The sequence below is a fragment of the Curtobacterium sp. JUb34 genome (genome assembly GCF_003755065.1).
Classification (GTDB): domain Bacteria; phylum Actinomycetota; class Actinomycetes; order Actinomycetales; family Microbacteriaceae; genus Curtobacterium.
On record NZ_RJVH01000001.1, the window covers coordinates 1047012 to 1059619 of the forward strand.

Annotated in this window: 23 protein-coding genes; all 23 read left to right on the forward strand. The window is 66.8% G+C overall.

Annotated features, from left to right (window positions below; translation table 11 throughout):
• Positions 1-30: 30 nt before the first annotated feature.
• The 23 genes from rpsJ (at position 31) to map (ending at position 12574) form a co-directional block, all read left to right on the forward strand.
• Positions 31-339: a 30S ribosomal protein S10 gene (rpsJ, locus tag EDF63_RS05070; protein ID WP_017885534.1), complete on the forward strand. Its 309-nt coding sequence runs from the start codon at positions 31-33 to the stop codon at positions 337-339.
• A 12-nt stretch (positions 340-351) separates the two neighbouring features.
• The gene (rplC, locus tag EDF63_RS05075) at positions 352-1008 is read left to right on the forward strand and encodes a 50S ribosomal protein L3 (protein ID WP_017885533.1); all 657 of its coding nucleotides are present in this window, start codon (positions 352-354) and stop codon (positions 1006-1008) included.
• Between the two features lie 2 nt (positions 1009-1010).
• Positions 1011-1670 (forward strand): 50S ribosomal protein L4, encoded by a 660-nt coding sequence (rplD, locus tag EDF63_RS05080; RefSeq protein ID WP_123311740.1) that lies wholly within the window; start codon positions 1011-1013, stop codon positions 1668-1670.
• The gene (rplW, locus tag EDF63_RS05085) at positions 1667-1966 is read left to right on the forward strand and encodes a 50S ribosomal protein L23 (protein ID WP_111083468.1); all 300 of its coding nucleotides are present in this window, start codon (positions 1667-1669) and stop codon (positions 1964-1966) included. Before rplD ends, rplW begins: the two co-directional genes overlap by 4 nt.
• An 18-nt stretch (positions 1967-1984) precedes the next feature.
• Positions 1985-2824, forward strand: coding sequence for a 50S ribosomal protein L2 (rplB, locus tag EDF63_RS05090; RefSeq protein ID WP_111083467.1), 840 nt, complete (start codon positions 1985-1987; stop codon positions 2822-2824).
• An 11-nt stretch (positions 2825-2835) separates the two neighbouring features.
• Entirely contained in the window at positions 2836-3117 is a 282-nt protein-coding gene (gene rpsS, locus EDF63_RS05095; protein ID WP_017885529.1) for a 30S ribosomal protein S19, read from the forward strand.
• Between the two features lie 25 nt (positions 3118-3142).
• Positions 3143-3535 carry a 50S ribosomal protein L22 gene (gene rplV, locus EDF63_RS05100; protein ID WP_111083466.1) on the forward strand — a complete coding sequence of 131 codons (393 nt, stop codon included), beginning with the start codon at positions 3143-3145 and terminating at the stop codon, positions 3533-3535.
• On the forward strand, positions 3535-4347 hold the full coding sequence (rpsC, locus tag EDF63_RS05105; protein WP_017885527.1) for a 30S ribosomal protein S3: 813 nt from the start codon (positions 3535-3537) through the stop codon (positions 4345-4347). Before rplV ends, rpsC begins: the two co-directional genes overlap by 1 nt.
• A gap of 2 nt (positions 4348-4349) precedes the next feature.
• Positions 4350-4769, forward strand: a complete 420-nt coding sequence (rplP, locus tag EDF63_RS05110) for a 50S ribosomal protein L16 (RefSeq protein WP_111083465.1) — start codon at positions 4350-4352, stop codon at positions 4767-4769.
• A complete protein-coding gene (gene rpmC, locus EDF63_RS05115) occupies positions 4769-5089 on the forward strand; it encodes a 50S ribosomal protein L29 (RefSeq protein ID WP_111083464.1) in 321 nt (106 codons plus the stop codon). Before rplP ends, rpmC begins: the two co-directional genes overlap by 1 nt.
• A complete protein-coding gene (gene rpsQ, locus EDF63_RS05120; protein ID WP_111083463.1) occupies positions 5089-5373 on the forward strand; it encodes a 30S ribosomal protein S17 in 285 nt (94 codons plus the stop codon). Before rpmC ends, rpsQ begins: the two co-directional genes overlap by 1 nt.
• Before the next feature lie 31 nt (positions 5374-5404).
• Entirely contained in the window at positions 5405-5773 is a 369-nt protein-coding gene (gene rplN / locus EDF63_RS05125) for a 50S ribosomal protein L14 (RefSeq protein ID WP_111083462.1), read from the forward strand.
• Between the two features lie 3 nt (positions 5774-5776).
• Positions 5777-6136 (forward strand): 50S ribosomal protein L24, encoded by a 360-nt coding sequence (gene rplX, locus EDF63_RS05130; RefSeq protein WP_111083461.1) that lies wholly within the window; start codon positions 5777-5779, stop codon positions 6134-6136.
• Positions 6136-6729: a 50S ribosomal protein L5 gene (rplE, locus tag EDF63_RS05135; RefSeq protein WP_111083460.1), complete on the forward strand. Its 594-nt coding sequence runs from the start codon at positions 6136-6138 to the stop codon at positions 6727-6729. The genes rplX and rplE overlap by 1 nt, the downstream gene beginning before the upstream one ends.
• A gap of 153 nt (positions 6730-6882) precedes the next feature.
• Complete coding sequence (rpsH, locus tag EDF63_RS05140) at positions 6883-7281, forward strand: 30S ribosomal protein S8 (RefSeq protein ID WP_017885519.1); 399 nt, start codon at positions 6883-6885, stop codon at positions 7279-7281.
• A gap of 6 nt (positions 7282-7287) precedes the next feature.
• Positions 7288-7824, forward strand: coding sequence for a 50S ribosomal protein L6 (gene rplF, locus EDF63_RS05145; protein WP_111083459.1), 537 nt, complete (start codon positions 7288-7290; stop codon positions 7822-7824).
• A gap of 2 nt (positions 7825-7826) precedes the next feature.
• Positions 7827-8201 carry a 50S ribosomal protein L18 gene (rplR, locus tag EDF63_RS05150; protein WP_031259041.1) on the forward strand — a complete coding sequence of 125 codons (375 nt, stop codon included), beginning with the start codon at positions 7827-7829 and terminating at the stop codon, positions 8199-8201.
• Complete coding sequence (gene rpsE / locus EDF63_RS05155; protein WP_123311742.1) at positions 8198-9031, forward strand: 30S ribosomal protein S5; 834 nt, start codon at positions 8198-8200, stop codon at positions 9029-9031. The genes rplR and rpsE overlap by 4 nt, the downstream gene beginning before the upstream one ends.
• Positions 9031-9216, forward strand: a complete 186-nt coding sequence (rpmD, locus tag EDF63_RS05160) for a 50S ribosomal protein L30 (RefSeq protein ID WP_173168934.1) — start codon at positions 9031-9033, stop codon at positions 9214-9216. The genes rpsE and rpmD overlap by 1 nt, the downstream gene beginning before the upstream one ends.
• Positions 9213-9677 (forward strand): 50S ribosomal protein L15, encoded by a 465-nt coding sequence (gene rplO / locus EDF63_RS05165; RefSeq protein WP_027466723.1) that lies wholly within the window; start codon positions 9213-9215, stop codon positions 9675-9677. The genes rpmD and rplO overlap by 4 nt, the downstream gene beginning before the upstream one ends.
• Before the next feature lie 147 nt (positions 9678-9824).
• A complete protein-coding gene (gene secY / locus EDF63_RS05170) occupies positions 9825-11147 on the forward strand; it encodes a preprotein translocase subunit SecY (protein ID WP_111083457.1) in 1323 nt (440 codons plus the stop codon).
• Entirely contained in the window at positions 11144-11734 is a 591-nt protein-coding gene (locus tag EDF63_RS05175; protein ID WP_123311744.1) for an adenylate kinase, read from the forward strand. Before secY ends, EDF63_RS05175 begins: the two co-directional genes overlap by 4 nt.
• 6 nt (positions 11735-11740) lie before the next feature.
• The gene (map, locus tag EDF63_RS05180; RefSeq protein ID WP_123311746.1) at positions 11741-12574 is read left to right on the forward strand and encodes a type I methionyl aminopeptidase; all 834 of its coding nucleotides are present in this window, start codon (positions 11741-11743) and stop codon (positions 12572-12574) included.
• The last annotated feature ends 34 nt before the right edge of the window (positions 12575-12608 follow it).

Genomic DNA, 12608 nt, shown 5'->3' on the forward strand with positions numbered 1-12608 from the left:
GGTGCGCGGCGCAGAGAGGACAAGAGACACATGGCGGGACAGAAGATCCGCATCCGGCTCAAGTCGTATGACCACGAGGTCATCGACACGTCGGCCCGGAAGATCGTCGACACGGTGACCCGTGCCGGTGCGACCGTGGTCGGCCCGGTGCCGCTCCCCACCGAGAAGAACGTGATCGCAGTGATCCGTTCCCCTCACAAGTACAAGGACTCGCGCGAGCACTTCGAGAAGCGCACGCACAAGCGGGTCATCGACATCGTCGACCCGACGCCGAAGGCCGTTGACTCGCTGATGCGACTCGACCTGCCGGCAGACGTCAACATCGAGATCAAGCTGTAAGGGGGCTGACCAATGGCGAACTCAACCAAGACCGTCAAGGGCCTCCTCGGCAAGAAGCTCGGGATGACCCAGGTGTGGGACGAGAACAACAAGTTCATCCCCGTCACCGTGATCGAGGTCGGCCCGAACGTGGTCACCCAGATCCGCAACGCTGAGCGCGACGGCTACGAGGCGATCCAGATCGCCGCCGGCGCCATCGACCCGCGCAAGGTCAACAAGCCGGCCGCCGGTCACTTCGAGGCCGCTGGCGTGACCCCGCGTCGCACCCTCACCGAGATCCGTACCAACGACTCCGCTGAGTACACGCTCGGCCAGGAGCTCACCGTGGACAGCACGTTCACGGCGGGCCAGAAGGTCGACGTCGTCGGTACCTCCAAGGGCAAGGGCTTCGCCGGTGTCATGAAGCGCCACGGCTTCCACGGCGTCGGCGCCTCGCACGGTGCGCACCGCAACCACCGCAAGCCCGGCTCGATCGGTGCTTCCTCGACCCCGTCGCGTGTCTTCAAGGGCATGCGCATGGCTGGCCGTATGGGTGGCGACCGCGTGACCGTCCTCAACCTCACGGTGCACGCCGTCGACGCCGAGAAGGGTCTGCTGCTCGTCAAGGGCGCCGTCCCCGGTGCTCGTGGCCGCTCCGTCTTCGTCCGCACCGCCGTGAAGGGTAAGTGATCATGGCCACCACGACCGCAACCACGATCGACGTCCTCGACGCATCGGGTGCCAAGTCCGGCACCGTCGAGCTGCCCGCAGCTCTCTTCGACGTCGAGACCAACGTCCCGCTGATCCACCAGGTCGTCACCGCGCAGCTCGCAGCCGCGCGTCAGGGCACCCACAAGACCAAGAACCGCGGCGAAGTCCGCGGTGCCGGTCGCAAGCCGTTCAAGCAGAAGGGCACCGGCCGCGCCCGTCAGGGTTCCGTCCGTGCTCCCGAGCACACCGGTGGTGGCGTCGTCCACGGACCGACCCCCCGCGACTACTCGCAGCGCACCCCCAAGAAGATGATCGCCGCAGCGCTGCTCGGCTCGCTCTCGGACCGCGCCCGCGGTGGCCGCATCTCGGCTGTCGACGGCTTCGTCGAGGCCGACGTGCCCTCGACCAAGGTCGCCCGCACGCTCCTCGAGAAGGTCGCGCCGGTCAAGCACGTGCTGATCGTGCTCGAGTCGAACGACGAGCTGACGCTCAAGTCGATCCGCAACCTGCCGAACGTCCACGCGCTCTCGTACGGCCAGCTGAACGCCTACGACGTCCTCAAGTCGGACGCTGTCGTCTTCAGCAAGAGCGCCCTCGACGCCTTCATCGCGTCGAAGACCGCGAAGGAGATCACCGCATGAGCGGCTTCAACAAGGACCCGCGCGACGTCATCATCTCGCCGGTCGTCTCGGAGAAGAGCTACGCGCTCATCGACCAGGGCAAGTACACGTTCATCGTGGACCCCCGCTCGAACAAGACCGAGATCAAGCTCGCCATCGAGAAGATCTTCGAGGTCAAGGTCGCGAGCATCAACACGCTGAACCGCCCGGGCAAGACCCGCCGCACCAAGTTCGGTCTCGGCAAGCGCAAGGACACCAAGCGCGCCATCGTGACGCTCAAGTCCGGTTCGATCGACATCTTCACGGCTGTCGGCTGAGGACCAGAGGGATAAATCATGGCTATTCGTAACTACAAGCCGACGACCCCCGGTCGTCGCGGCTCGTCGGTCGCCGACTTCGCTGAGATCACCCGTTCGACTCCGGAGAAGTCCCTGCTTCGTCCGCTGCCGAAGACCGGTGGTCGCAACAGCTCCGGCCGCATCACCACGCGTCACATCGGTGGTGGCCACAAGCGCCAGTACCGCGTGATCGACTTCCGTCGCTCCGACAAGGACGGCGTGGACGCCAAGGTCGCTCACATCGAGTACGACCCCAACCGCACCGCGCGCATCGCGCTCCTGCACTACGTGGACGGCACGAAGCGGTACATCATCGCGCCGAACAAGCTCAAGCAGGGCGACGTCATCGAGCAGGGCCCCGGCGCCGACATCAAGCCCGGCAACAACCTGCCGCTGCGCAACATCCCCGTGGGTACCGTCGTGCACGCCATCGAGCTCCGCCCCGGTGGCGGCGCGAAGATGGCCCGCTCCGCCGGCGCCTCGGTGCGTCTCGTCGCCAAGGACGGCCCCTACGCGCAGCTCCGTCTGCCGTCGGGCGAGGTCCGCAACGTCGACGCACGCTGCCGCGCCACGATCGGCGAGGTCGGCAACGCCGAGCAGTCGAACATCAACTGGGGCAAGGCCGGCCGCATGCGCTGGAAGGGCGTCCGCCCGACCGTGCGTGGTGTCGCGATGAACCCGGTCGACCACCCGCACGGTGGTGGCGAGGGCAAGACCTCCGGTGGTCGTCACCCGGTCAGCCCCTGGGGCCAGGCCGAGGGTCGCACGCGCAAGCCGAACAAGCCGAGCGACAAGCTCATCGTCCGTCGCCGTAACGCCGGCAAGAAGCGCAAGTAGGAGTTCAGAAGATGCCACGCAGTCTGAAGAAGGGCCCCTTCGTCGACGAGCACCTGCTCCGCAAGGTCGTCACGCAGAACGAGGCCAACACCAAGAACGTGATCCGTACGTGGTCGCGTCGGTCGATGATCGTCCCGAACATGCTCGGGCACACCATCGCCGTGCACGACGGCCGCAAGCACATCCCGGTGTTCGTCACCGAGTCGATGGTCGGTCACAAGCTCGGCGAGTTCGCGCCGACCCGCACCTTCCGTGGTCACGTGAAGGACGACAAGAAGGGCCGTCGCCGCTAACGCGGGGACGCAGAGGAGGAACGAAATGGTGGAGTCGATCGCACGCGTGCGACACATCCGCGTCACGCCTCAGAAGGCCCGTCGCGTCATCGAGCTGATCCGCGGCAAGCAGGCCCACGAGGCGCTCGCCATCCTGAAGTTCGCCCCCCAGGGCGCTTCGGAGCCCGTGTACAAGCTGGTCGCCTCGGCGATCGCGAACGCCCGGGTGAAGGCTGACTCGACGAACAGCTTCCTCGACGAGCGCGACCTCTACGTGAGCCGCGTCTTCGTCGACGAGGGTACGACCCTGAAGCGGTTCCAGCCGCGCGCCCAGGGCCGGGCCTTCCGCATCAACAAGCGCACCAGCCACATCACGGTCGTCCTCGCGACGCCGGAAGAGGCCGAGGCTGCCGCGACGAGCAAGAAGGCGAGCAACTAATGGGCCAGAAGGTCAACCCGTACGGCTTCCGTCTCGGGATCACGACGGACCACGTCTCGCACTGGTTCACCGACAGCAAGAAGGCCGGTCAGCGTTACGCCGACTACGTGGCCGAGGACATCAAGGTGCGCGAGTACCTGAAGAAGACCCTCGACCGCGCCGGTGTCGCCCGCATCGAGCTCGAGCGCACCCGTGACCGTGTCCGCGTGGACATCCACACGGCGCGTCCGGGCATCGTCATCGGCCGCCGCGGCGCCGAGGCGGAGCGCGTTCGCGGTGAGCTCGAGAAGCTCACCAAGAAGCAGATCCAGCTGAACATCCTCGAGGTCAAGAACCCCGAGACCGAGGCCCAGCTCGTCGCGCAGGGCATCGCCGAGCAGCTCTCCGCTCGTGTCGCGTTCCGTCGCGCCATGCGCAAGGGCCTGCAGGGTGCACAGCGCGCCGGCGCCAAGGGTGTCCGCATCCAGGTGTCGGGTCGTCTCGGCGGCGCCGAGATGTCCCGTTCGGAGTTCTACCGCGAAGGCCGTGTGCCGCTGCACACCCTCCGCGCGAACATCGACTACGGCTTCTACGAGGCCCGGACCACGTTCGGCCGCATCGGCGTGAAGGTCTGGATCTACAAGGGCGACATCACGAACAAGGAGCTCGCTCGCGAGCAGGCGAACCAGCGTTCGTCGCGCCCCGAGCGTCGTGGCGGCCCGCGCGGTGAGCGCGGCGACCGTGGCGGCGACCGTCGTGGCGGCGACCGCGGTGACCGCCGCCCGCAGCAGGCCCCGCAGGACGCGCCGGCCGGCGCAGGAGTTGAGGCGTAACCATGCTTATTCCCCGTCGAGTCAAGCACCGCAAGCAGCACCACCCGAAGCGTTCGGGTCAGGCAACCGGTGGTACCAAGGTCAGCTTCGGCGACTACGGCATCCAGGCCCTCACCCCCGCGTACGTGACCAACCGTCAGATCGAGTCCGCTCGTATCGCCATGACGCGTCACATCAAGCGTGGCGGCAAGGTCTGGATCAACATCTACCCGGACCGTCCGCTCACGAAGAAGCCGGCTGAGACCCGCATGGGTTCCGGTAAGGGCTCGCCCGAGTGGTGGGTCGCCAACGTCAAGCCGGGTCGTGTGCTCTTCGAGCTCTCCGGCGTCACCGAGGACATCGCCCGTGAGGCGCTGACCCGTGCAATCCACAAGCTGCCCCTCAAGGCACGCATCATCAAGCGCGAGGAGGGCGACGCATAATGGCGATCGGTTCCAAGGAGCTCCGTCCGACGGAGCTCGACACGTTCGAGAACGAGCGTCTCGCTGACGAGCTGAAGAAGGCCAAGGAGGAACTCTTCAACCTCCGCTTCCAGTCGGCCACCGGCCAGCTGGAGAGCCACGGTCGTCTCCGTGCCGTCAAGCGCGACATCGCACGCATCTACACCGTCCTCCGCGAGCGCGAGCTCGGCATCCGTGCCACTCCCGCGCCCGTCGAGACCGCCACCAAGGCCAAGAAGACGACGAAGAAGGCTGACAAGCCGGCTGAGTCGACCGAGGCCGAGACCGCCGAGGAGAAGTAATGGCGAACGAAGAGAAGACCTCCGCCGCCCTCACTCGCGGCTACCGCAAGACGCGTCGCGGCTACGTGACCAGCGACAAGATGGACAAGACCATCGTGGTCGAGGTCGAGGACCGCGTGAAGCACGCGCTCTACGGCAAGATCATCCGTCGCACGTCCAAGGTGAAGGCCCACGACGAGCTCGGCACCGCTGGTGTCGGCGACCTCGTCGTGATCAGCGAGACCCGTCCCCTCAGCGCTTCCAAGCGCTGGCGCCTGGTCGAGATCCTCGAGAAGGCCAAGTAGGCCTCGGCCTGCTTCGGAATAGGAGACAGCAGTGATTCAGCAGGAATCCCGCCTGAAGATCGCCGACAACACGGGTGCCAAGGAGATCTTGACCATCCGTGTGCTCGGTGGTTCGGGTCGTCGCTACGCCGGTCTCGGTGACGTCATCGTCGCCACGGTGAAGGACGCCATCCCCGGCGGCAACGTGAAGAAGGGTGACGTCGTCAAGGCGGTCATCGTTCGCACCAAGAAGGAGACCCGTCGTCAGGACGGCTCCTACATCAAGTTCGACGAGAACGCGGCAGTGATCCTCAAGGCCGACGGCGACCCGCGCGGCACGCGCATCTTCGGTCCGGTCGGTCGCGAACTCCGTGACAAGAAGTTCATGAAGATCATCTCGCTCGCGCCGGAGGTGCTGTAAGCCATGGCGAACATCAAGAAGGGTGACCTCGTCCAGGTCATCACGGGCGCGACGCAGGAGCGTGGCGGCGACCGTGGCAAGCAGGGCAAGGTCATCGAGGTCCTCAAGGACAAGCAGCGCGTCGTCGTCGAGGGCGTGAACTTCGTCACGAAGCACGTCCGCGTCGGCCAGACGCAGCGCGGCTCGAAGACGGGTGGCATCGAGAAGCACGAAGCCTCGATCCACGTGTCGAACGTCGCCCTCGTCGACCCGAAGACGAAGAAGCCGACCCGCGTCGGCTTCCGTACCGAAGAGGTGGAGAAGGGCGGGGTCAAGAAGACCGTCCGTGTCCGCTACGCCAAGAAGTCAGGTGAGACGCTCTGATGACTGACACGACTGCAACGACTGAGGCCCCCAAGGCCCAGCCGCGCCTCAAGCAGAAGTACAAGGACGAGATCAAGGCCACGCTCACCGAGCAGTTCGGCTACGCGAACGTCAACCAGGTCCCCGGCCTGGTCAAGGTCGTCGTGAACACCGGTGTCGGCGAGGCCGCTCGCGACTCGAAGATCATCGAGGGGGCCATCAAGGACCTCACGGCGATCACGGGTCAGAAGCCCCAGGTCAACATCGCTCGCAAGTCCATCGCGCAGTTCAAGCTGCGCGAGGGTCAGGCGATCGGTGCGCACGTCACCCTCCGTGGTGACCGCGCCTGGGAGTTCCTCGACCGCCTGATCTCGCTCGCACTGCCCCGCATCCGCGACTTCCGCGGTCTCAGCGACAAGCAGTTCGACGGGAACGGCAACTACACGTTCGGTCTCTCGGAGCAGTCCGTGTTCCACGAGATCGACCAGGACCGCATCGACCGTGTCCGCGGCTTCGACATCACTGTCGTGACCACCGCGAAGACGGACGACGAGGGACGCGCGCTGCTCCGTCAGCTCGGCTTCCCGTTCCGCTCCAACGAGCAGACGGTCTAAACTACTTCGGGCGGTGCGGGCCGGAGGATTCACGTCCTCCGGCCCGCACGCACGAACACACCGATCCTGGGGAACCGCCCCGGGATCACTCGATCGCTCAGGTCGGCATTCGTGGAACGGGTGTCGAAACCAGGCGAGAAATGGACGAACATCATGACGATGACCGATCCGGTCGCAGACATGCTGACCAGATTGCGGAACGCGAACTCCGCGCACCACGACGCCGTCGCGCTCCCGAGCTCCAAGCTCAAGAAGAACATCGCCGACATCCTCAAGCGTGAGGGCTACATCAGCGAGTGGAAGGTGGAGGACGCCCGAGTCGGGCAGACCCTCACCATCGACCTGAAGTACGGCCCCGAGCGCGAGCGTTCGATCGCCGGCATCAAGCGCGTGTCGAAGCCGGGCCTCCGGGTCTACGCGAAGTCGACGGAGATCCCCCAGGTCCTCGGTGGCCTCGGCGTGGCGATCCTCTCGACCTCGTCCGGGCTGCTGACCGACCGCGAAGCCGAGCAGAAGGGCGTGGGTGGGGAAGTCCTCGCCTACGTGTGGTGATCGACAATGTCACGAATCGGACGTCTTCCCATCGACATCCCCGCCGGCGTGACCGTCTCCGTTGACGGTCAGAGCGTGGCGGTCAAGGGCCCGAAGGGCGAGCTCGCGCTCGTCATCGCGGAGCCCATCCAGGCCAAGGTCGAGGAGAACCAGGTTCTCGTCACCCGTCCGGACGACGAGCGCGAGTCGCGTTCGCTCCACGGCCTGACCCGTACCCTCATCGCCAACAACATCATCGGCGTGACCCAGGGCTACACCAAGGGCCTCGAGGTCGTCGGCACCGGTTACCGCGTGCAGGCGAAGGGCTCGAACCTCGAGTTCGCGCTCGGGTACTCCCACTCGATCACGGTCGAGCCGCCCGCGGGCATCAGCTTCGCGGTCGAGGGCAACAACAAGGTCACGGTCGCCGGCATCGACAAGCAGGCAGTCGGCGAAGTGGCGGCGAACATCCGGAAGCTCCGGAAGCCCGAGCCGTACAAGGGCAAGGGTGTCCGTTACGCCGGCGAGAACGTGCGCCGCAAGGCCGGAAAGTCAGGTAAGTGATCATGGGACTCCTCAAGACACGAGGCAAGAGCAAGGCGGCCGCCAAGGCGCGTCGTCACAACCGTCTCCGCAAGAAGATCACCGGCACCGAGGCTCGTCCCCGTCTCGCCGTCACCCGCTCGTCGCGTCACGTGTTCGTGCAGGTCATCGACGACGCGAAGGGTCACACCCTCGCAAGCGCCTCGACGATGGAGGCAGACCTCCGCTCGTTCGACGGCGACAAGACCGCCAAGGCCCGTCGCGTCGGTGAGCTCCTCGCCGAGCGCGCGAAGTCGGCTGGCGTCGAGGCCGTGGTCTTCGACCGCGGTGGCAGCAAGTACGCCGGTCGCGTCGCCGCGATCGCCGATGGTGCCCGTGAAGGAGGGCTGAACCTGTGAGCGACAACGCGAACACCAACGAAGACGCCAAGACCGAGGCCGTCGAGGCCACGGACGCCGTCGAGACCACCGAGGCGAGCACGGAGGCCACCGAGGCCACCGAGGCGACCGCTGAGGGCACCGACACCGCCGCGAAGGGCAAGGAGGCGGAGGCACCTGCCGTCGCCGAGCGTCCCGTCGAGACCGCTGCCGGTTCCGCGTCCAACAACCGCGACTCGGCCGACAACCGTGGCCGTCGTGGTGGCGGTCGTGACCGTCAGCAGGGCCGCGACCGCAACAACCGCGGTGGCGACAGCCAGTTCCTCGAGCGCGTGGTGACCATCAACCGCGTGTCGAAGGTCGTCAAGGGTGGTCGTCGCTTCAGCTTCACGGCGCTCGTCGTCGTGGGTGACGGCAACGGCCTCGTGGGCGTCGGCTACGGCAAGGCGAAGGAGGTCCCCACGGCGATCTCCAAGGGTGTCGAAGAGGCGAAGAAGAACTTCTTCCGCGTCCCCCGCGTCGGCAACACCATCCCGCACCCCGTGCAGGGTGAGGCCGCCGCTGGCGTCGTCCTCCTGCGTCCGGCTGGTCCGGGTACCGGTGTCATCGCCGGTGGTCCCGTCCGCGCCGTCCTCGAGTGCGCCGGCATCCACGACGTCCTGAGCAAGTCGCTCGGTTCGTCGAACACCATCAACATCGTGCACGCGACCGTCGAGGCTCTGAAGCAGCTCGAGGAGCCCCGCGCCGTCGCGAGCCGTCGTGGCCTCGACGTCGAGCGGGTCGTCCCGGCTCGTCTGCTCCAGGCCGAGGCCGCAGCACTGCGTGCCGCGACCGAGAAGGCAGGTGCGTGATGGCAACGCTGAAGATCACGCAGATCAAGTCCGTTATCAGCGAGAAGCAGTACCAGCGCGACACGCTCCGCAGCCTGGGTCTCAAGCGCATCGGCCGTACGGTCGAGCGTGAGGACAACGCCCAGAACCGCGGGTACATCGCGACGGTGGCGCACCTCGTGAAGGTCGAGGAGGTCGACGCATGAGCGACGAGAAGAACGAGCGCGTGCAGGTGCTGAAGCTGCACCACCTCCGCCCCGCCGAGGGCGCCAAGAAGGACCGCACCCGTGTGGGTCGCGGTGAGGGCTCGAAGGGCAAGACCGCTGGGCGTGGTACCAAGGGCACGAAGGCCCGTTACCAGGTCCGGGTCGGCTTCGAGGGTGGGCAGATGCCGCTGCACATGCGCACCCCGAAGCTCCGCGGGTTCAAGAACCCGTTCCGGGTCGAGTACCAGGTCGTGAACCTGGACAAGATCTCGGAGCTCTACCCCGATGGTGGCGACGTCACCGTTGCGGGCCTGGTCGCCAAGGGCGCCGTCCGCAAGAACGAGAAGGTCAAGGTTCTCGGTCAGGGTGACATCACCGTGAAGATCACGGTCACGGTCGACAAGGTCTCGGCGTCCGCCGCCGAGAAGATCGTGGCTGCTGGCGGCACCGTCTCCCAGTAACCCCCGTCGGCGGCCCGTGCGTTTGCGCACGGGCCGCCGTTACGGTTTCCTTGACAGTGGCCGGCATCCGCCGGCCAGGTCGGCCCTGCCGACCGACACCGGAACGGCCGCGATCGTCGGCCCCGGTCCCAGAAGTTCGGAGTCCTCGTGTTCAGAGCGGTCGCGCGCATCATGCGCACCCCTGATCTTCGCAAGAAGATCGGCTTCACCCTCGCGATCATCGCGCTGTTCCGCCTCGGGTCGTACATCCCGGCACCGTTCGTCGACTACGCGGCCGTGCAGAGCTGTCTCGCCAGCGCCTCGTCGTCGGGTGGTCTCTACGACCTGATCAACCTGTTCTCCGGCGGCGCGCTGCTGAAGCTCTCGGTCTTCGCGCTCGGCATCATGCCGTACATCACGTCGTCGATCATCGTGCAGCTCCTGCGCGTGGTCATCCCGCACTTCGACTCCCTCTACAAGGAGGGCCAGTCCGGTCAGGCGAAGCTGACGCAGTACACGCGCTACCTCACGATCGCGCTGGGCGTGCTGCAGTCCACCACCCTGATCACGGTCGCCCGCTCGGGTGCCCTCTTCGGCACGAACGCGTCGTCCTCCTGCTCGTCGATCATCTCGAACGACAGCTGGTACGCGATCATGCTCATGGTCGTCACGCTGACCGCCGGTACCGGCCTCATCATGTGGATGGGCGAGCTCGTCACCGAGCGCGGCATCGGCAACGGCATGTCGCTCCTCATCTTCACGTCGATCGCGGCGCAGTTCCCGTCGGCACTCTGGGCCATCGAGCAGTCGCAGTCGTTCGAGCTCTTCCTGTTCGTCATCTTGGTCGGACTGGTCATCATGATGGCCGTCGTGTTCGTCGAGCAGTCGCAGCGGCGGATCCCGGTCCAGTACGCCAAGCGCATGGTCGGTCGCCGGACCTACGGCGGCAACAACACGTACATCCCGATCAAGGTCAACATGGCCGGCGTCGTGCCCGTCATCTTCGCGTCGTCGCTGCTGTACCTGCCGGCCCTGGTCGCGCAGTTCAACAAGCCGTCCGACGGCTCCGAGCCCGCGGCGTGGGTCACCTGGATCGAGAACAACCTCGTCTCCGGCGACAACCTGTTCTACATGGTGCTGTACTTCCTGCTCATCGTCGGGTTCACGTACTTCTACGTGGCGATCACCTTCAACCCCGAAGAGGTCGCCGACAACATGAAGAAGTACGGCGGGTTCATCCCCGGCATCCGTGCCGGTCGTCCGACCGCCGAGTACCTCGACTACGTCCTCACCCGGGTGACGCTGCCCGGCTCGCTCTACCTCGGTTTCATCGCGCTCATCCCGCTGGCAGCACTGGCGCTGTTCGGCGCGAACCAGAACTTCCCGTTCGGTGGCGCGAGCATCCTGATCATCGTGGGTGTCGGTCTCGAGACCGTGAAGCAGATCGACTCGCAGCTGCAGCAGCGTCACTACGAAGGGCTTCTCCGTTGAGCGCACGTCTCATCATCGTCGGACCCCCCGGAGCGGGGAAGGGCACCCAGGCCGGACGGATCGCCGAGTCCTTCGGGATCCCGGCGATCTCGACCGGTGACATCTTCCGCAAGAACGTGGCAGAGGGCACGCCGCTCGGTGTGCAGGCCAAGGCGATCATGGACGCCGGCGACTACGTGCCGGACTCCCTGACGAACGAGCTCGTGAAGTCCCGCCTGAACGAGGCGGACGCGGCCGACGGGTTCCTGCTCGACGGGTACCCCCGTACGGTCGGGCAGGTCGAGTACCTCGACGCGCTGCTCGCCGAGCAGGGCACCGGGATCGACGCGGTGGTGCAGCTCGTCGCCGACCAGGACGAGCTCGTCGGTCGGCTGCTCAAGCGGGCCGAGCAGCAGGGCCGCAGCGACGACAACGAGGAGACGATCCGTCGTCGTCAGCAGGTCTACGCGGAGCAGACGGCTCCGATCGTCGGTGCCTACGGCGACCGTGGCCTCGTGGTCGACGTCGACGGCCTCGGCCCGATCGACGAGGTCGGCGACCGCATCCAGGCCGCGCTGACGGCTCGCGGGCTCACCGCGGGCGTCTGACCCGGCGTGGTCCGCTTCCGCAAGCCCTCGATCTACAAGACGCCCGACGAGCTCCGCGCCATGGTGCGGCCTGGTCTGCTGACCGCTGAGGCGCTCGATGCCGTGCGTGCCGCGATCCGGCCCGGCATCACGACGGGCGCGCTCGACGAGATCGCCGAGCGGACGATCCGCGCCGGCGGCGGGATCCCGAACTTCCAGCTCGTGCCCGGCTACCGGCACACGTTGTGCGTCTCCGTCAACGACGAGATCGTGCACGGCATCCCCGGCGACCGCGTGCTCGCCCCCGGCGACATCGTCTCGGTGGACGCCGGCGCCGAGGTCGACGGCTGGAACGGCGACAGCGCGTTCACCACGGTCGTCCCCGGCGGGGACGCCAGCGTCACCGCCGCCCGGCAGACCCTCTGCGACACCACGGAGCGGTCGCTCTGGCACGGGATCGCAGCGCTCGCGCACGCGAAGAACCTGCACGAGGTGGGCTCTGCGGTGGAGGACGCGATCGACGAGACCGGTTCGTGGGGCATCGTCGAGGACTACACGGGGCACGGCATCGGTCGGTCCATGCACGAGGACCCGCCGGTCTTCAACTACCGCGTCCGCGGCGCCGGGCCGGCGGTGAAGCCCGGCCTGGTGGTGGCCATCGAGCCGATGGTCACGGCGGGGTCGATCGACAGCACGACGGACGACGACGACTGGACGGTCCGCACCGCGGACGGCCAGGACGCCGCGCACTGGGAGCACAGCGTCGCGGTGCACGCCGACGGCGTGTGGGTCCTCACGGCCGCCGACGGCGGCGCCGCGGGCCTGGCCCCGCTGGGTGTGACGCCCGTCCCGATCCCGTAGGTCGGGCCTCCCGTCCGCCCCGGTCGTGACGGCC